The 17,907-nt window shown below is 65.2% G+C and carries 18 protein-coding genes and 1 riboswitch; of the genes, 14 read left to right on the plus strand and 4 right to left on the minus strand.

What is annotated here, in order from left to right; genetic code table 11:
- Positions 1–525: a (2Fe-2S)-binding protein gene (locus VN934_03235; protein ID HXM17805.1), complete on the minus strand. Its 525-nt coding sequence runs from the start codon at positions 523–525 to the stop codon at positions 1–3.
- Positions 525–1,370 carry an FAD binding domain-containing protein gene (locus VN934_03240; GenBank protein ID HXM17806.1) on the minus strand — a complete coding sequence of 282 codons (846 nt, stop codon included), beginning with the start codon at positions 1,368–1,370 and terminating at the stop codon, positions 525–527. The genes VN934_03235 and VN934_03240 overlap by 1 nt, the downstream gene beginning before the upstream one ends.
- Positions 1,371–1,420: 50 nt before the next feature.
- Positions 1,421–1,599, plus strand: a riboswitch (cobalamin riboswitch).
- Between the two features lie 55 nt (positions 1,600–1,654).
- Between VN934_03240 and VN934_03245 the strand changes: the two genes are divergently transcribed.
- Genes VN934_03245 through VN934_03260 form a run of 4 tightly spaced genes read left to right on the plus strand, consistent with a single transcriptional unit; the run spans position 1,655 to position 6,232 of the window.
- Positions 1,655–2,686, plus strand: a complete 1,032-nt coding sequence (locus VN934_03245; GenBank protein HXM17807.1) for an iron ABC transporter permease — start codon at positions 1,655–1,657, stop codon at positions 2,684–2,686.
- 50 nt (positions 2,687–2,736) lie between these two features.
- The gene (locus VN934_03250) at positions 2,737–3,414 is read left to right on the plus strand and encodes an ABC transporter ATP-binding protein (protein HXM17808.1); all 678 of its coding nucleotides are present in this window, start codon (positions 2,737–2,739) and stop codon (positions 3,412–3,414) included.
- Positions 3,399–5,402, plus strand: a complete 2,004-nt coding sequence (locus VN934_03255) for a TonB-dependent receptor (GenBank protein HXM17809.1) — start codon at positions 3,399–3,401, stop codon at positions 5,400–5,402. The genes VN934_03250 and VN934_03255 overlap by 16 nt, the downstream gene beginning before the upstream one ends.
- Positions 5,399–6,232, plus strand: a complete 834-nt coding sequence (locus VN934_03260; protein HXM17810.1) for a helical backbone metal receptor — start codon at positions 5,399–5,401, stop codon at positions 6,230–6,232. Before VN934_03255 ends, VN934_03260 begins: the two co-directional genes overlap by 4 nt.
- Positions 6,233–6,248: 16 nt before the next feature.
- Here VN934_03260 and VN934_03265 read toward each other — a convergent pair whose 3' ends face one another.
- Complete coding sequence (locus tag VN934_03265; protein ID HXM17811.1) at positions 6,249–6,530, minus strand: hypothetical protein; 282 nt, start codon at positions 6,528–6,530, stop codon at positions 6,249–6,251.
- A 97-nt stretch (positions 6,531–6,627) separates the two neighbouring features.
- Between VN934_03265 and VN934_03270 the strand changes: the two genes are divergently transcribed.
- The 6 genes from VN934_03270 (at position 6,628) to VN934_03295 (ending at position 12,470) form a co-directional block, all read left to right on the plus strand.
- Positions 6,628–7,212: a hypothetical protein gene (locus VN934_03270; protein ID HXM17812.1), complete on the plus strand. Its 585-nt coding sequence runs from the start codon at positions 6,628–6,630 to the stop codon at positions 7,210–7,212.
- Positions 7,209–8,417, plus strand: coding sequence for a methyltransferase domain-containing protein (locus VN934_03275; GenBank protein ID HXM17813.1), 1,209 nt, complete (start codon positions 7,209–7,211; stop codon positions 8,415–8,417). Before VN934_03270 ends, VN934_03275 begins: the two co-directional genes overlap by 4 nt.
- Positions 8,366–9,214, plus strand: coding sequence for an NTP transferase domain-containing protein (locus tag VN934_03280; protein HXM17814.1), 849 nt, complete (start codon positions 8,366–8,368; stop codon positions 9,212–9,214). Before VN934_03275 ends, VN934_03280 begins: the two co-directional genes overlap by 52 nt.
- Complete coding sequence (locus VN934_03285) at positions 9,211–10,491, plus strand: MFS transporter (GenBank protein ID HXM17815.1); 1,281 nt, start codon at positions 9,211–9,213, stop codon at positions 10,489–10,491. The genes VN934_03280 and VN934_03285 overlap by 4 nt, the downstream gene beginning before the upstream one ends.
- A 36-nt stretch (positions 10,492–10,527) precedes the next feature.
- Complete coding sequence (locus VN934_03290) at positions 10,528–10,962, plus strand: cytochrome c (protein HXM17816.1); 435 nt, start codon at positions 10,528–10,530, stop codon at positions 10,960–10,962.
- Between the two features lie 92 nt (positions 10,963–11,054).
- Entirely contained in the window at positions 11,055–12,470 is a 1,416-nt protein-coding gene (locus tag VN934_03295) for a deoxyribodipyrimidine photo-lyase (GenBank protein ID HXM17817.1), read from the plus strand.
- 4 nt (positions 12,471–12,474) lie between these two features.
- Here the strand turns inward: VN934_03295 and VN934_03300 are convergent, their stop codons facing one another.
- Entirely contained in the window at positions 12,475–13,035 is a 561-nt protein-coding gene (locus tag VN934_03300) for a hypothetical protein (protein ID HXM17818.1), read from the minus strand.
- 95 nt (positions 13,036–13,130) lie between these two features.
- Between VN934_03300 and VN934_03305 the strand changes: the two genes are divergently transcribed.
- From VN934_03305 to VN934_03320, 4 genes are all read left to right on the plus strand, one after another.
- Entirely contained in the window at positions 13,131–14,867 is a 1,737-nt protein-coding gene (locus VN934_03305) for an ABC transporter ATP-binding protein (protein ID HXM17819.1), read from the plus strand.
- Positions 14,868–15,797, plus strand: a complete 930-nt coding sequence (locus VN934_03310; protein HXM17820.1) for an FkbM family methyltransferase — start codon at positions 14,868–14,870, stop codon at positions 15,795–15,797.
- Positions 15,798–16,625, plus strand: coding sequence for a methyltransferase domain-containing protein (locus VN934_03315; GenBank protein ID HXM17821.1), 828 nt, complete (start codon positions 15,798–15,800; stop codon positions 16,623–16,625).
- Positions 16,626–16,786: 161 nt separating this feature from the next.
- Complete coding sequence (locus tag VN934_03320; GenBank protein ID HXM17822.1) at positions 16,787–17,758, plus strand: glycosyltransferase; 972 nt, start codon at positions 16,787–16,789, stop codon at positions 17,756–17,758.
- The last annotated feature ends 149 nt before the right edge of the window (positions 17,759–17,907 follow it).

Below are 17,907 nucleotides of genomic sequence, written 5' to 3' on the forward strand. Positions count from 1 at the left end.
CTACGCTCTCGTCCGGATCGCAGCGCGCCGTCCGGGCGGCTCGCCGGCTCGGCCCTGCTCGTGGAGCTCGCTCGCGGCTGCCAGCACGGACTCTACGATGCTCTGGTATCCGGTGCAGCGACACAGATTGCCGGAGAGCGCCTGGCGTATAGCCTCGGCGTTGGGCGCGGGGTTCTCCGCGAGGAGTGCCGCGGCGGATACGATCATGCCGGGCGTGCAGAAGCCGCACTGCAAACCGAAGTGCTCGATGAAGGCCGTTTGAACCGGATGCAGCGCGCCGTCGTCGGCCGCGAGGCCTTCAATCGTGGTCACCTCGCGGCGGTCCGCGTCGACCGTCGGAAAAAGACACGCGTTGACGGGGCGGCCATCGACCAGCACGGTGCATGCCCCGCAGTAGCCGGTGCTGCAGCCTTCTTTGGTGCCGGTGAGGCCGAGCGCATCGCGCAGCGTGCCGAGCAGCGGCTGCAGCGGCTCCACGACCACCTCGTGTTTGTCGCCGTTGACGTAAAGGGTGACGGGCTGCATCAGAGCAGCTCCGCTTCGGCGAGCGCGCGCTCGGTGAGGACCAAGACCAAGTGGCGGCGGTATTCCGCAGACGCGCGATGATCGGAATACGGGCGGGCGTCCTCGTCCGCGGCGCGTCGCGCGGCGGCTTTGAAACATTCAGGCGAGGGCGCCTTGTCGGTCACCGATGCCTCAGCACGATGCGCTCGCACCGGCACCGGCGCCGCGCCGGCGAGCGCGATGCGCGCGTTCCAAATCGTGCCGCTCTCGTTCACCGCGAAGCGCACGGCGACGGCCACCAGCGCCATCTCGAAGGCGCGCCGAGTCTGCATCTTCACGTAAGCGGCGCCGGCGGTGACGAGCGGGATGGTCACTCCGGTCAGCAGCTCACCCTGCGCCAACGCATGCGAGTGCGGCCGGAGAAAATCCGGAAGGGGAACATCGCGCGGGCCTTCGTGGATGTTCGCCACGAGACAGCGAGCGTCGAGCGCGAGCAGCGCCGCGGTCAAATCCGCTGCGGGATGCCCGGAGCAGAGATTGCCGCCGAGCGTTGCGACGTTGCGCAACTGCCGCGCGCCCAGAGAAGCCGCCGCTTGCGCGAGCAGCGGCGCGTGCTTTCGCACCAAAGGATGTTCGGCGAGCGCGCGCGCCGTCACGACCCCGCCGATCTTCAAGTGCTCGCCCTCGAGCGCGACGTCGGATAACTCAGGGATACGTTTGATGTTGATGATGGTAGCGGCGTCATGCGGTTCGCGGCGCAGCTGCGGGCCGAGCAGCGTGCCGCCCGCGAGCACCCGTGCCCCGGGCGAAAACCGATCGAGCAGCACCAGCGCCTCGTCGACGAAGTTCGGCTCGAAATACTGCATGGCCGCGCCGCATTCTGCAAAAAGGACGGAGGAAGCCTGCCGCCGCGCCGGAACATTAGCGCAATCGTGGTCGGGGCGCGAGGGAAGCCGGTGGAAATCCGGCGCGGTCGCGCCACTGTAACCGGGGAGCCGTCGATCAGCCACTGTCCGCGCCGCGGATGGGAAGGCAGCGACTTCAAAAGGCGAAGATCCGGAAGCCAGGAGACCTGCCCTGACCTTTAGATAGCCTCGCTGACGACAAGCGTCGTCGAGTGAGGTCCTCTTCGCGTCAAAGAGGCAGGTCGATGGGTCCTTCTCGCACCGCAATCTATCCCGTACAGGCGCGCAGTCGTGCGACCTCGCGTGTCGCTTGGCTGTCGGTGCTTGCTCTGCTCGCAGCGGCGGCAGGCTTCGGGTCGCTGGTGTTCGGCACCGTCGCTCTCGACATCGGTTCGATCGCCGGCGCACTCATCCACCCCAAGGCCGCGAGCCTCGCCCACACAATCGTCTGGGATATCCGCTTGCCGCGCCTGCTCATCGGGGCATGCGTGGGCGCGGGCCTCGGGATCGCCGGCGCGATGCTGCAGATGCTGTTCCGCAATCCGCTTGTCGACCCGTACGTCACGGGCGTCTCGGCCGGCGCTGCCGTGGCGGCGGCGATCGGCATCGCGCTCGGGGTTTCTTTTGTGCTCGTGCCCGCGCTCGCTTTCGTCGGGGGTCTCAGCTGCGCCGCGTTGGTCGCGGCGGTCGGTGCCGGCGCCGGGCAAAGCGGCAATCTCCGCCTGGTGCTCGCCGGGATCGCGATCTCGTCGCTGTGCGCCGCGATCGTGACAATCGTGTTGCTGCGAGGCGAAGGCTCGAGCGGTCTTTCAATACTTGGTTGGCTCGCCGGCGGCATCAGCGGGCGCGGATGGAGCGATCTGCAGTGGACGATGCTGTACCTGAGCGCAGGCGTCGTCGTCGGCGCGATGCTGACGCCCTCGCTCAACGCGCTTCGCCTGGGCGCGGACGCGGCCGCCGGCCTCGGGCTGCGCGTTGAACGCGCACGTTTTGCTGTGCTCACGGCGGCGGCGCTCATCACGGCGGCGTGCGTTGCGGTGAGCGGCATCGTGGGGTTCGTCGGACTGATGGTGCCGCACGCGGCGCGCCGCCTCGTCGGCGGCGATGCCCGCTGGCTCATGCCCGCGAGCGCGGTTGGAGGGGCGCTGGTCGTCGTCGTCGCCGACGCCATCGCGCGCACGGCGGTTCCCGCCACGGAGGTGCCGCTGGGCGTCCTGCTGGCGTTGGTCGGCGTGCCGTTCTTCCTTATAATAGCGCGCCGCCCGGTGGCCCTGTGAGCGCCGTGCTTTCGGGCCGATCTCTATGCGTCTGCTATGGACCCCGCGTCGTGTTCAACGAGGTCGGATTGACGTTGGAGCATGGCCGCTTGGTCGCGCTGATCGGCCCGAACGGCGCCGGCAAATCGAGTCTGCTGCGCGTGCTGGCCGGCCTGCAGAAGCCGTCGAGCGGCGTTGTGCAGACGACAGCGCGCGCTTCGCTGATCGCGACGGCGACGCCGCTGCCCGCCGACGTGACGCCGGCCGAACTCGCCTCGTATGCGCGCGCAGTGCGCCGGCCGTGGTGGCAGCAGCTGCAGACGACGGAGGACAAGCTGGCGATCGCGTCGGCTTTGGAACGCACGGGACTCGCGCAGCGCGCCGACGATTCCGCAAGCATGTTGAGCGACGGTGAAGTGCAGCGCGCATGGATCGCCGCGGCGCTGGCGGCGAACACCGAAGTGTTGCTGATCGACGAGCCGACCACGCACCTCGATCTGCGCTATCAGCTCGAAGCCTTGCGCACGTTGAAGACGCTGGCGCGCGGAGGCGCGGCAGTGATGGTGGCCATCCACGATCTCACCTTGGCGGCGCGCTTCGCCGACCGCATCGCGCTGCTCGCCGAGGGCGCGCTCGTCACGGGTGCGCCGGAAGAGGTGCTGCAGCCAGCGGCGCTCTCGCGCGCATTCGGCGTGGAAGTCTCAACCCACCGAGACCCCGAGGGGAACTTGATATGCACACCCATGTAGGGCTATGTAGCGACCCGAGCGCCAGTAGTGCCGGAGCTTTAGCTCCGGAAAATGTAGCGTTCCGAGCGAAGCTCGGATTCCTGGCCGCACTCATCGCTGCGATGTGCGGCCCCGCGATCGCGCTCGCCGAACCGCAGCCGACGCCCACGCCCACGTCGACCCCGAACAGCCTCGGCACGATAACGGTGCACGCCGGCGCGCGCGAGGGCTACACGATCCCAGTCGCCGAACTGCGCCGGCTTGGAGCGGTCACGGTTGGGGATGCGTTGCGCTTCGTTCCGGGCGCCGCGATCCAGCAATATGGTCCTCCGGGTTCGCTGCAAACCGTCGCGCTGCGCGGGGCCACCGCGTCACAAACACTCGTGTTGATGGATGGGCGGCCTCTGAACGAAGCCGAAACGGGAGTCGCGGATCTGACCTCGCTGCCGCTGGACGATCTCGAATACATCTCGGTGAGCGAGGGCGGGCTCTCGTCCCTCTATGGCTCTGCGGCGGTCGGCGGCATCATCAATCTGGTCAGGAAGAGCGCGTTGCAAGGGCACGCCGTCGCCGGCTCGGTGCAGGTCGGCTACCAAGGCGCCTTTTCTCAAACGGTCAGCGCTTTGGCGGGGACGTCGACGCCGGGCCTCGGCGTTTTTTTCGACGCGTCCACAAGACGCGCGAGCAACGTCTTCGACTACCCGGCTTTTGGATCGATCGCCGGCGGCACGCGCACCAACAACGATCTCAGCGCCACAGATACGAACCTCACGCTGCGCGGGCTGCACGGGCCCTTCAGGGTCTCGCTCAGTTTAGAGAACAACGCTTCAGACCTCGGCGTGCCCGGCAGCACGGAGTTCGGCACGGACTTTATCAGCAAGCTCGCGCGACAGCAGCGGATCGTCAACCGCGCCGCCGCGACGCTTGAGTATTCCGAGAATGGATCCAACACCACGGGACTCGACGCCTACGTCGATGGCCGGCGCGTGCATTTCTTCGATCCATCACCGTCATTTCCGTTCGACACCCTGACGCTCGTGACGAGTCGCGGCTTCTCGCTGAGCCACAGCGCGCGGCTCGGGTCGAGACACCTTGTGAAAGTTGCTTACGAGGGACGCGGCAATCGCGCGCTTTTCGAGGGGACTTTCAACTCGCCGCCTTCCGTGGTCGTGGGCGACGCCTCCACTGACTATTACCTGCGCGATGAATATCGCGCATCGGACGCCTTACGGATCGGGGCGGGCATCCGCACCGAGCGCAATCAAGGCACTAAAGCCACGTCCCTTCCGAGCGTGGACGTCGAGTGGGCGTTCCCGGGCTCCGGTGACAGCGGCATACGCGCGAGTTATGCGCGCGCGTTTCGAGCGCCGAATCTCGACGAGCGTTTCTTTCCCGGCTTCGGCAATCCGAAGTTGGAGCCGGAATACGCCGCTACGTTCGATGTCGGGTTCTTCGCCAACTCCGGGAGCGTCGTGCGAAACGCGGCCTCTGTGACGTTCTTCGGTTTGGACACGAACAACCTGATCGACAATGAAGCGATCGACAAGCTCGGCGATTTCCTTCCCTTCAACGTCGGCAGATCGCGCGTCCGCGGTGTGAGCGCGCAGGAGACGCGGCAATTCCTGGGCGGCTGGGTCGCGCAGGCCACGTACACCAACTATTTCAAGGCGGCGGACCTGAGTTTGACGCCGGATCTCAACGGCGTCGTGAACTATGGGAACCGCTTGGAACGCCGCCCTCTTGCGACGTCGAGCTTGGAAGCCTGGCGCATGACGGGCGACGACGAGTACGGGTTCGATCTGCGCTTTGTCGGCCAGCGTTTCGGCGACGAGGAGAACCTGCATTCACTACCCGCGTACGCGGCGCTGGGGGCGCACGTGTCGAAGGCGCTGGGCCGGCACCTGCTTCTGACCGTGCGGGGCGACAATCTCACCAACCAACAGGTCATGGAGGTATACGGATTTCCCACGATGCGCGGCACGTACGCCATCCGCCTCAGCACGCGATGAAGCGCGCGCTCGCCGTAGCGAGCATCGTCGTGGTACTTGCCGGATGTTCGCTGAGGCAGGCGATGCAACCCAAAGCGCACGCCGCCGGCCCGCCGCGCGTGATCTCGCTGGCGCCGTCGCTGACCGAGATCGCGTTTGCCATCGGCTGCGGCGACAGACTCGTCGGCGATACCGCCTATGACAACTATCCGCCGCAGGCCAAGTCCCTACCGCATGTCGCCGATCTCGCGCATGCCGATCTCGAAGGCGTCGCGCAACTGCAGCCGACAGCGATCCTCGCGCTGCACGACCAGGAGAAGGAGGGCGCGCAGATCGCAGCGCGCATCCCGGTTCAGATCGAGTACCTGCCGAATCGGAATCTTGACGACCTTTACACCGATGTCGAGGGTGTCGGAGCGGCGTGTGAGCTGCGCGAGCGTGCGAGAGCCTACGAGCGAGGATTGCGGGATGCCATCAAGCGTGCGCACTGCTCGCAGACGGGTGGCCCACGCGTCTTCGTGCTGCTGGGACTTCCGGGATTCACCGTCGGGAGGCGCAGCTACATCAACGATCTCATCGACATCGCAGGTGGCCGGAACGTGGCCGCGAGCATCGACCAGCCGTATCCGAACCTTGGCGCCGAAGCGATCATCAAGGCAGACCCGGACATCATCGTGGTCTCGAAAGACACTCCGTTCGGCGCCGACGTGCAAAAGCGCCAACCGTGGGCGAGTCTCCGTGCCGTGCGCGAGCATCGCATCATCAGTCCGCCGAATGACGACGTCATCGAACGCAACGGCCCGCGCTTAGTCCAAGGCTTGCGCTGGTTGAAAAGCGAGCTGTGCCGCTGAACGCACGCGCCCTACCTTACGGCAGGTGACTGCCGCGCACACCGTGCTTGGGCGGATTCGCCACTTCGACTTCGACGTCAACGGTCAGGTCGCGCAGGCGATAGAAGACGATCTGCGTGCCGCCTTCAAAACCGACTTTGACGAGCGGATTATCGCGCTCGCCGGAAATCACGACGGCATGAACGCGTCCGGTCTTGCTCGACCAGACCCGATGCACTTCGGTGAAATATGATGGTTCGGGCTCGCGTGGGTGCACGGTGACGCACCGGCCGACGAGCACGCGGGAACCTTGCTGCAAAAGAATCGCCCCCTCGCGTATCCTTGTGAGCCGAACCTAAAGGTCCTGCTCCGCGCGAGGGGAACGGGCGCGCACGGACCTAAAGGTCCGCGGGGTGTTGCTCATCGACGTAACCATCGGGTGTGTCTTCAAAGACGCCGAGCGCGCGGCGCAGGGGCTGCACGGTGTGCTGGCAAGCGGCATCGCCGCCGGCGCCGTGCGCATCGGCGCGCGCGACAAGCAGCGCGCTGAAAGCATCGCGGCCGAGGCCGGCGTTGCGAGCGATCTCGATCCGGAAGACCCGCTCGCGGGTGCCGCCGGCCTGAGCAGCGGAGCCGCTGCGCGGGCGAGCTCGGATATGGGTGGGGTCATCGGCGCGCTCGTCGGTGCGATCGTGGGTTTTGCGCTCGGCTTCACGCCCGTCGGCGCGATCATCCACGTCGCCAAAACGATCCAGCCCATCGCTTGCGCCCTGCTCTTCCTCGTACTGGGCGGCATAGCAGGCGCGGCGTTGGGCAACGCGTTCGGGCCGCAGCGCTCGACGCACGCGGGCTTTCGGCTGGTGGACGCGATGGAAGAGGGCGGCATCGGAGTCGTCGTCACGACGGACGATGCAAAGGCCGCCGACGTCATACGCATCGTGAAAGACGCAGGCGCGATCGACGTCATCTGCGTGCCCGAAGTGCCGCAAAAAGGTCAGTGACCCCGAGCGCCTACCGGCGCCTCGCCTCGCATGATGGCGAAGCGCTGCTGCAAGCGCTGGCGTTCGCAGATGAGAAACATGCGGCGGCCGCAGCGGCAAAAGCGCGCAAGATCGCCGACGCCGAGCTCGCCGCCGCGGCGCTCGCAACGGTGTTCGCGCGGAAACGCGCGCTCGCATCCGGCAAATTTCCAGCGGCATCCAATATGTTCTTCACGCGCGCGGGTTACGAGCAAGCATCATCTGAGGCCGTCGCGCGCCATCGAGCCGAGCGCTTCGCGGGATTCGCCGGCGTCGTTGACCTCTGCTGCGGCATCGGCGGCGACACGCTAGCGATCGCGGCACGCCTCGGGACAGACGCGCGCGTCACGGCGGTCGACGTCGACGGCGACGCGCTGGCCTGTTTGGAACACAACGCGGCGGCGTTGGGTCTCAAGGAACGAATTCACGCGAAGCGGATGGACGCGCTGGAGGCCGACCTGTCGGGCGCCGATGCGGCGTTTGCCGATCCATCTCGCCGCAACGCGAGCGGCAGACAACGCTCGGGAGCGGCATACGAGCCGCCGTTGGAAGCGCTCTTGCGGCGCGCCCGCGAATTGCCCGACGCGCGTCTATGCGTCAAAGTCGCACCGGGTCTGCGCATCGGCGCGGAAGAACTGCGGCGCGCGAGCGGCGCGCCGGTCGAGATCGAATTCGTTTCCGAACGCGGCGTTTGCAAGGAGGCAGCGTTGTGGTGCGGCGGCCTCGTACGCGGCAACGGCGCTCCAAGCGCCACCGTCATCGACGCCGCAGGCGCGCACCGCTTCGATGGGGATGCCTCGCGCAACGCCGATGTCGGGCCGCTCGGGCGCTACCTGGCGGAACCCGATCCGGCGATCATCCGCAGCGGTCTGGTGGGCGAACTCGCCGAACGCGTAAAGGCGACGCTGCTCGACCCGCAGATCGCATATCTCACGGCATCGGCCAGCGTGTCGTCGCCGTTTTTGCGTTGGTACGAAGTCCGCGAATGGTTGCCGTTCAACGTCAAGCGCCTGCGCGCGTTTCTGCGCAGCGCCGGCATAGGAAGACTGGTGATCAAGACCCGCGCGTTTCCGCTGCAACCGGAGGCCATCGCGGCGTTGCTCAAAGCCAAGGGCGACGCGGAGGCAACGCTCGTGTGCACGACGATCGGGGGACGCAAAACGGCGATCGTCTGCCGGCGCGCATGAATTCCCTCGGTTCCATCGAACGCGCAGGCGTGCTCGACGCGGTGATCACGGCCGGCGGGCGCCTCACACCCGCGGAGGCGCAGCGGTACGGCACGGACGTCAAGGCTCTTGTCGAAATCAACGGGGCGACGCTGCTTGCGACGATGATCCAGGCGCTGCGAAACGTGCCGATGGTCGGCAGCATCACGGTCGTGGGCCCGCGCGCGGTCGAACGCTGCGGAGCGCGCTTCGATGGCTGGGTCGACGAAAGCCCGACCGGGGAAGACAACGTCATGGCGGCGTTGCGGGCGACTGCAGCCGGCCGCGCGCTCTTCTGCGCGTCGGACCTCCCGTTCGTGACGGCGCAGAGCATCGAAGGGCTGCTCGCGCTCGTGAAACCTGACGCTGCGGTTGCATATCCTATTTTTACGCGCGGCGAATTCCTGAATGCGCTGCCCGGCGCTCGCTCGAGCTTCTTCAAGCTTGCGGATGGTCAATGGACCGGCGGCAGCGTCCTGGTCGTGGACTCGGCCATGCTGCTCGCGAAAGCGCACTACATCAAAGCCGCATTCCGGGCGCGCAAAAACCCTGCGGCGCTCGCCCCGCTTCTTGGAGCGGCGCTGCTCTGGCGCTATGCCGTGGGTAGAGCAGGCGTCGACGAGATCGTCGCCCGCGTCGCGCATCTCTTGGGCGCGCCGGTCTACGCGATTCGCGGCGCCGATCCCGTGCTCGCCATGGATTGTGACGGCGCCGAGGACATCGAATACGCGCGTCAGGCTTCGCTGCGCGAAGCCACAACGCCGGAGCGGACTCCGTGAACGAAGCCGCCGGACGGACAAAGACGAATCAGTTAGTGCTTTCGGTGTTCTGGTTCGCGTGGGAGGTGCACTGGGCGGCGCTCCTCGGCGCGACCCTGCAGAGCGAGATCGCGCGCTTTGTGCCGGAGACTTTTTTCGGGCGCGCCACCGCCATCCTCGGCGGAGTCGGTGCGCTGCTGTCCATCGTCGTGCAATTCGGCGCCGGTCGAGCGTCCGATGTCGTGCGCCGGCGCATGCCGTTCATCATCGTCGGGACGCTGCTGGATATCGTCGCCTTGTACGCATTCGCGTTCGCGCCGTCATTCGGCGCGGTCGTCGCAAGCGTCGCAGCGGTGCAGATAGCGCTCAACATCGCGGGCGGCCCGTATCAAGCGCTCATTCCGGACCGCGTCCAAAAGTCGGAACAGGGACGTGCGTCGGCGTTCATGGGGCTGCTCCGCCTCGCGGGGACGGCCGGCGGATTGCTGCTCGCCAAGCTGGTCGTGAGACAGCCCGGCCCCGAGGTCACGCAAGCGATGTACGGGTCGAGCCTGCTGACGCTCGTGACCCTCCTCTCGATCACGCTGTTGGTCGCGCTGGCGATCACGGTGTTCGGAGTCCGCGAGAGACCCGCCGACGTCCCGCCACCCACGCCCATCACGGCGTGGTGGGAGAGCGCGCCGAGCTTCATCGCGCTCATCGTCTCGCGCACGTTTGTCATGGCGGGCTTGTATCTCGTCTTGCCGTTTCTCGGATTCTACCTGCGCTTTGCGCTTGGGGTGCGCCAGTACCAGTCCACGAGCTTGGATATCCTGTTGCTCATGGTGGGGTGTTCCCTGATCGGCACGGTGCCGGCCGGCTTCGTCGGCGACCGCATTTCGAAAAAGTCCATCATTTATATAGCGCTTTTCATGCTCACGCTGGGAGCGCTCGCTTTGGTGTTCACCCGCAGCCTTGGGCCGATCTATGCGGTGGCCGTGTTCATCGGCCTCGGCTGGGGCGCGTTCTACTCGGTTGACTGGGCGCTTGCGTGCAACTTGCTTCCGCCCGGGCGCGCCGGAGCGCTCATGGCGCTGTGGAATCTCGGCTCCTCGGCGCCGCAGGTCGCCGCGCCGGTCATCGGCGGCCTGCTCGTCGACTACGTCGGCGCCGGGCCGGCCGGTCTGAGCGCGGGATACCGCGCGGTGTTCGGCTTGATCGTGGTGTGCGTCGTCGTCGGCGCGATCGCGCTTGCGTTCGTGCGAGAAGCGCGGGCAGGAATGGATAAGCGAACTCAAGTAAGCCGTTTGGAAATGTAGCGTTCCGAGCGAAGCTCGGAAAAGGGGATGCAAGTCGTGAATCAAGTGAAAGCTCTGTCGGCGGTGCTCGTGGCGTGCTTGCTCTTCGTCGCCGCATGCGCGAAACAATCAAGCACGTCGACGTCGACGAGCGGCGAGTACGGCTCCACGGCGACCACAGCAGCCACCGAGAGCAGCATGGGCGCCCAGCTGCCCATACCATTGGCCAAATTGCCGAGCGCGAAAGTGGCCAAGGGCGACGCCGCAGCCGGCGGAAAAGTCTTCGCCGCGAATTGCGAGAGCTGTCACGGCGCCGGCGGCAAGAACGGTCAAGTGGGACCGACGCTGTACGGCATGGGATTCAAGACCGGACAAGTCGCGTACATGGTGAAGAACCCGCAAGGCGTCGACAAGAGCTCAGGCATGCCGAAGCTGCCGCTCACCGACAAGCAGATCGCCGACGTTTCAGCGTACGTCGCGTCGCTGAAGTAGCCGGCCTCAAGTCACCCCGCATTGATGCGCCGCCAGGCCCTTGGAAGCCGGGCGGCGCACAGCATTAACGCCGATACAGCATTGACAAGCGCATGACCGCGAGCATATTTTGGTTTCGCCGGGACCTGCGTTTTTATGACAACCCCGGACTGAGCGCCGCGCGTTCGTCTTCGCCGACGGTGTACGGCGTATTTTGCACGGCCGAGCTCGAGCGCTTGAATCGGCGCCAGCGCGCCTTTGTTCTCGGCTCGCTCAAACACATGCGCCTGGTGCTCGAGAAGCGCAATGCGTCGATCAGCATGATCGATGGCGATACACCGGATGCGCTCGTCCGCGCGGCACGCCGTCTGGGGGCGCAGAGCGTGCATTGCTCGCGCTCGTACGACCGCGAGGAACGCCGCGCGGAAGAGGCCGCGCGCAGCGCACTGGAGGAGGCAGGCATCGCCTTTCGCGTGCACGCGGGCGACGTCGTGCACGAGCCGGAGGCGGTCGCGGAGCGAAAACAGGCGCCCGGCGAGGGCTACCGTGTGTTCCCGCCATTTTTTGCGGCGTGGCAAGCGCTTGAAGCCCCGACGCCCATCGCGGAGGCATGGTGCAACGGCAGCGATGACCAGCCGGGTCCGCTTGCGGTTCCAGCCGACCGAGCTGCCGTGAGCGCAGGCGAGGCTGTCGGACGCGCGCTCCTACAATCTTTCGTGGCATCGCGTGCCACGGACTATGCGGTCAACGGCGCGTACCCAGGCCGCGATGGCACCTCAAATCTTGGCGCGCACCTGCGCTTCGGCTGCGTGAGCCCTCGCACGGTGCACCGCGCCGTGGCCGAACGGATGGCGAAGACCTGGACCCTTGCGCCGGAGCGAAGTTCGATGCGCGCGTTTTTGCGGCAGCTCGCCATGCGCGACTTCTTCATCCATCTGGCGTACTACGCACCCGCGCTGCACGACGATGCTCTGCAGGAGAAGATGCGCGGCTTCCCGTGGTCAAGCGACGAGAAAGCGCTGGCGGCCTGGACCGAGGGGCGCACGGGCTATCCGCTCATCGACGCTGCGATGCGCCAGCTGCACGCGGAGGGCAACGTCCATCAACGCGCCGCGATCTGCGCGGCATCGTTTTGCTGCTTCGATCTTGGCTTGGATTGGCGCCTGGGCCGTGAGGTCTGGATGAAACAGCTCGTCGCCGCCGATGCCGCGCTTTGCGACGGCAATTGGCAGTGGATCGCCGGTGTCGGCTCGGATCAGGCGGCCTATCCACGCATCTACAACCCGGTGAAGCAAGCGCGCCAGTTCGACTCGCAAGCGGTCTACGTGCGGCGCTGGTGCCAAGAACTGCGCAAACTGCCGACTGCCGCCGCGCTCGAGCCTTGGAAACTCGATCGCCAGCGCCAAATCGAGCTTGGATTTTTCACGCCGGACCAGTATCCGCCGCCGATGGTCGACCACGAAACAGTGGCGCGGGATCTCTTGAAGACCTACCGCGACTATCGCGAGAAAGAAGCGCTGCGCTCCTAGTCCCCTAAGCGAACCTGCTGGCGTATTCAGCCGCGATCGGCACGCGCGTCATCGCGCCGCTGTGCGCCTTGACGGCCAGATACAGGTCCACGAGGAACCAAATCGGCATCAGGAACGGCACCATGAACGCGCTTTGCCAGCCGACGACCGGGAGATGCGCGGCAAGCGCGTACACGGCGTAGAGCAGCACGCCCAGCGCGTTCACGCCGAGCGACTGCAAGATGTGGAAGCGCACGAACTTCGAGCGGTGAGCCGGCAAGAACAACATAAGCAGCGCGAGCGGCCAGATGGGATAGCTCAACGCGGCGAGCAGTCGATCTTCAGAAGAGGGCGGTGCTTCGGCCACCGCGCTCACCGACTGATCGCCCTGCGCATACCGATACGCGTTTTGGTAGCCGCTGGTTCGCTCCGCAGTCAGCACGCGCTCGCCGCCCGCGTTTTTCATCGCGCGCCCGAGACGGCAACCCGGGCAGACCGAATCGCTGGAACACGTCGCGCAGATCTCGTGGCCGCAATCGCGGCACACCATCACCGTGGGAACTTTTGGATGGTAGTAGCAGCTCATGAGGGATGGTCTCCTCTCGAGCGACTCTACTATTGCCGCCGCCGAATGTTTCACTGAGCGGGATTTGCCCCCGACCCGGCCTAAGAAAGCGGCTCATGGTGTTGCGCCGCCTGCTCGCCTACCTGCGGCCTTACGTCTGGGCTATGCTGGGCGGGCTGCTGCTGACCGCCCTCGCGTCACTCGCGCTCAACGGCTACGCGGCGGTCGCCAGCTATCTGGTCATCGCGATCAAGTCCAAGGACCTGCATGCGCTGGCGCTGGCGCTGCTCGGGCTGCTCGTGCTCAACATCATCAAGAACGCGGCCCAGTATTCCGGCGGCTACACCCTGACCTCGGTCGGACAGCGCATCGTCACCCAGATCCGCGCCAGCCTTTTCGCCCGCATCCAATACCTCTCGCTGCCGTCGTTCGACGCTTGGCGCGCGGGCGACATCATGTCGCGCTTTTCCAACGATATCCAACTGCTGGTCGCCGGAGTGACGGCCCTGCCGCTCTTCGCCAGCGCGGCGCTCACCCTGCTGGGCAGCCTCGGCGTGATGCTCTATCTGAGCTGGCAGCTCACCCTCGTCACCGTGGCGGTCGCGCCGATCGTCTCGTACGTCGTGTACAACTTCTCGCGGCTGCTGCGCGGGGTGACCGGCGTCGCCTTGAGCCGCGTCGCAGATCTGAATTCCATGCTGGCGGAAGCGCTCGAATCGATGCGCATCATCAAAGCCTTCACGCGCGAGTCCTATGAGGTGCGTCGCTTCAGCGAACGCAACGAAGCGAATTTCGGCGCTTCGATGAAGCTCGCGCAGGTCGCCCTGACGCAGACGCCGGTGATCGATTTCGTCGTATTGGTGGGCGTTCTCTCGCTGGCTGCATTCGCATCGTACCAGATGGTCGTCGGGAATCTCCCGGTTGAGCGCTTCATCGCGTTCCTGACGCTGGCAAGCATCGCCGCCAATCCGATCTCGCAGCTTTCCAATTACATCGGCGACTTGAACAAGGCATACGTGGCCGCCAAGAGGATTTTCGAGATCGTCGACTTGCCGGTGGAGGCGCCGGAAGCCGCGGGGAGCGTCGCGCTGCGCGACGTCCGGGGCGCTGTGGAGTTCAAGGACGTGCGCTTCGCATACACCGGCTCGAACGAGATACTCAAGGGCGTTTCGGCGCGGATCGAACCGGGCGAGGTGGTCGCGCTCGTCGGACCATCCGGCGCCGGTAAGACCACCATGGTGAATCTCATCCCGCGCTTTTACGAGCCGACCGGCGGCGCCGTGCTGGTGGACGGCCGCGATATTGCCGGCGTGACCCTGTCGTCGTTGCGCGGTGCGATCGCCATCGTGCCGCAGGATCCGCAACTGTTCTCGGATACGGTCGAACAGAACATCCGCTACGGCCGCTTGGACGCCACCGCTGAGGAGGTCGTCGAGGCGGCGCGCCAAGCCAACGCGCATGATTTCATCGTCGGCTTCCCCGATGGCTACGCGACGATGGTGGGCTCGCGCGGCATGCGCCTTTCCGGCGGGGAGCGTCAGCGCATCGCGATCGCCCGCGCCATCCTGCGCAACCCGCGGATCCTCATCCTCGACGAAGCGACCTCGTCGCTCGACGCAAATTCGGAGGCGCTCATCAACGACGCGCTCGATCATCTGCTCGTCGGGCGGACCACGTTCATCATCGCGCACCGGCTGTCGACCATCCGGCGCGCCACGACCATCCTTGTCATCGTGGACGGCAAGATCGCCGAGCGCGGAACGCACGAACAACTCCTCGCCGGGGGCAACCTGTATGCAGAGCTGCATGCGAAGCAGGCGCTGGAACCGGTCAGCCTGCAAGCACAAGCGTAGTTGAAAGAGATCGTCCGCAAGGCGCGTGCCGCCCGAGGGCTGCGCTCGTACGTCATCAAGACGTGCCGGCGCATCATCGGACCCGGCGGTGAGCCGAAGGCGCCGCCCGTGTGGGCGTTGCGGCGCATCTTCGGAGACTATCTGCAGGTCACGGCCGACGGCCATCCGTTCATCGTGGACCTGCGCGACACGGTGGTCAGCTATGGCATCGTCGCTGACGGCGCTTGGGAAGAAGAAGAGACCGCGTTGATCCGGCGTTTGATCAAGCCGGGCGACCACGTCGTTGATGTGGGAGCGCATATCGGCTACCACGCCGTCATCTTCGCAGCGGCAGTAGGCTCGCGCGGCAAAGTGCTCGCGTTCGAGCCGGCAGGCGACAACGCCGACCTGCTGGAGATCAACGTCGCGCTCAACGGTTTTGAAAAGGTGGTCGAAGTGCTGCGCGCGGCGGCAGGTTCGAAGCCGGCGACCGTGCATCTGGTTCGCGATCACGGTCAGGCCGAAACCGCGCGCGGGGTGAGCAACCGCGGCGCTCACCACGTCGCGCCGGTGAATGGCGCCGACGCGCCGCTCGTGCAACTCACGACCGTGGACGATGCGACCGCGGGCTGGGAGCGGGTCGACGCCGTGAAAATCGACGTCGAAGGCTATGAATGGCACGTGTTGCAAGGGATGCGCCAAACCTTAGCGCGAAATATTGACCTCGTGCTTTTCGTGGAGTTTTGGCCTGCCGCAATCGTCCGTGCCGGCGCGGAGCCGGCCGCGTTGCTGGACGAGCTCGAAACCCAAGGTTTCAGCCTTTGGGAGATTCGAAGACCCGGCGGCCTTGAACGCTACGAGCGCGGCGCGCTTTTGAAAAGGCTGTCGGGCGCAACGGATCTCGTGGACTTGCTGTGCGTGCGCGGCGCCAAAACGGCGGGCTTGGGATAAATGGATACCAAAAAACCCGACATCATCGACCGCTTCAACGAAGCCGCAGAGCAGCGTTTCGTCGCTATTGAGACGCAGGACGATATCGATTTCCATCGCCGAAAGCCATTTGGCGACATCGTCTCGGGGCGTATCATTCTCTATAAATTCGCGTTGATGCTTGCCGCCCTCGATCTAAAACAGGGGCAGCGCGTGCTTGACTTCGGCACCGGCTCCGGCTGGGTCGCCAGAATGTTGAATCAGATGGGACTCGCTGTCGTTGGCGTGGACATATCGTCCAGCGCGGTGCAGTTCGCCCAGGAGACCACAGCAGCCGATCCTTACGTGCGCCGCGACATCCCGCTCGAATTCACCACGTACGACGGCTACAAGCTGTCATTCGACGATGCGTCATTCGATCGGGTCGCGTGCTTCGACACGTTTCACCACATCCCGAACAAGAAGCAAGTCCTAGCCGAACTGCATCGGGTTTTGGTACCCGGTGGTCGTATCGCTTTTGTTGAACCGGGGCCGCATCACCACAAGTCGGATGAAGCAAAGATTGAAACAAGAATTCACGGTGTTCTGGAAGACTCAGTTAGCCTAGAGGAGATGATGGACCTCGCCCATGGCGTTGGGTTTGGCAACGCAGAAATCTTACCGTATCCTCCGGAGGATCGTTTGCGTTTCGACCTTAAGGCATTTACGGCGTTCATGCGAGGCGACAATAGACCATACAGGTTAAGCGCAGTGCGCGAGGACCTGAAGCACGCCTTCATCGTGGCCTTCACGAAAGGGGCGCCGGTGCACGGGTCGCTGGGCCGTCCGTGGTGGCGCTTCTGGGGCTAATCGAGCCGATCGTTCCACAATCCGCTGGAGCAAGGGACGCTTTTCCACTACGGGTTCTGATGGTCAATCGCCCCGATGCCTCTGCGCGTTTCGGCGGAGACACCGTCCAGGTGCGAAACACCGCGCTTGCCCTTCGTGAGCTGGGGCTTGAAGTCGACATAGTGGAGACGGAGACCCCAGATCCGCGCGGTTACGACATAGCGCACGTCTTTGGCATCACCGAACCGGAGAAGACGGCACGCCAAATCGATGTTTGTAGAATCACGGGCATACCGGTCGTGCTCTCGCCGATTTGGATCAGCTACGCTGAGTTCTTTGCCAGGTCGCCTGTTTGTGAGCGCGCCTTGAGCCGCGCTCGAACCGCATCCGATGCTCGCCGTGCACTCGGCCGAATAGCGTGCCGCCCAACCCATCAGGTCGCATCCTGGCGCACGAAAATTCGCACCGCTCGCATCGAGAGCGCCCAAGCGAAGGTATTGGAATCAGCCGACCTGTTGTTGCCCGCCAGCGCCAATGAAGCGCGGGAGTACGCGCTCCATTTAGGCGTCCGCGATAAGCCATTTGTCATTGCGCCCGTGGGCCTGGCATTCGATCGCCTGCCCACATGGAGCCAAAACCGCTCGGGTGTGATTTGCGCCGGGCGCATCGAGTCCAGAAAAAATCAAGCGATCGTAGCGCTTGCGTTACAAGACGAGCCGATAGACGTGATATTTGTGGGCGAGATCTACGACTACTATGGGGACCTTTGCAAGAAATGGGCATCGCCACGCGCACGCTTCGCGGAACCGATGAAGCAGCCCGAACTCTTTGAACTCTTCGCAAAGTCCGTCGTTCACTGCATGCCCTCGTGGGGCGAAACGGCAGGGTTGTCGGCGTTCGAGGCTGCCGCATGCGGTGCGAAAGTCGTCGCCGGCGACCGCGGCTCCGAGATGGAGTACCTCGGACCCGATGCCGACTATGCGGACCCAGGAGATCCCGAGTCGATCGTAGCGGCGGTTCGGAGGGCGCTCAAGCGGCCACCGCGAGCGACCGGCGACGCCTTGGATCGCCGCATGCACGACCTGACTTGGCGGCGCGCCGCGGAACGAACGCTCGAGGGCTATCGCCTGGCACTGGGCGCGGCGCTCACATGACCCCCACGCGGGACGGGCGCGTCCCGATTTGACTAGGGGAAAGTTTGTGATATAATTACTGTCTGTGCCACTAAGGACGATCGCGCAGGCTGCCGGGAACCACCAGCGCATCGTTTTTTTCATCCCAGCACCATCAGCAATCTAAGTCA

It is taken from the genome of Candidatus Tumulicola sp. (assembly GCA_035601835.1).
In the GTDB taxonomy this organism is placed as follows: Bacteria; Vulcanimicrobiota; Vulcanimicrobiia; order Eremiobacterales; family Eremiobacteraceae; genus DATNNM01.

What these genes read in the sequence shown, in the direction of transcription:
- VN934_03235 (HXM17805.1), bottom strand. Translation starts at nt 525, where the DNA reads ATGCAGCCCGTCACCCTTTACGTCAACGGCGACAAACACGAGGTGGTC.
- VN934_03240 (HXM17806.1), bottom strand. Translation starts at nt 1,370, where the DNA reads ATGCAGTATTTCGAGCCGAACTTCGTCGACGAGGCGCTGGTGCTGCTC.
- VN934_03295 (HXM17817.1), top strand. Translation starts at nt 11,055, where the DNA reads ATGACCGCGAGCATATTTTGGTTTCGCCGGGACCTGCGTTTTTATGAC.
- VN934_03260 (HXM17810.1), top strand. Translation starts at nt 5,399, where the DNA reads ATGAAGCGCGCGCTCGCCGTAGCGAGCATCGTCGTGGTACTTGCCGGA.
- VN934_03245 (HXM17807.1), top strand. Translation starts at nt 1,655, where the DNA reads ATGGGTCCTTCTCGCACCGCAATCTATCCCGTACAGGCGCGCAGTCGT.
- VN934_03305 (HXM17819.1), top strand. Translation starts at nt 13,131, where the DNA reads ATGGTGTTGCGCCGCCTGCTCGCCTACCTGCGGCCTTACGTCTGGGCT.
- VN934_03300 (HXM17818.1), bottom strand. Translation starts at nt 13,035, where the DNA reads ATGAGCTGCTACTACCATCCAAAAGTTCCCACGGTGATGGTGTGCCGC.
- VN934_03255 (HXM17809.1), top strand. Translation starts at nt 3,399, where the DNA reads ATGCACACCCATGTAGGGCTATGTAGCGACCCGAGCGCCAGTAGTGCC.
- VN934_03315 (HXM17821.1), top strand. Translation starts at nt 15,798, where the DNA reads ATGGATACCAAAAAACCCGACATCATCGACCGCTTCAACGAAGCCGCA.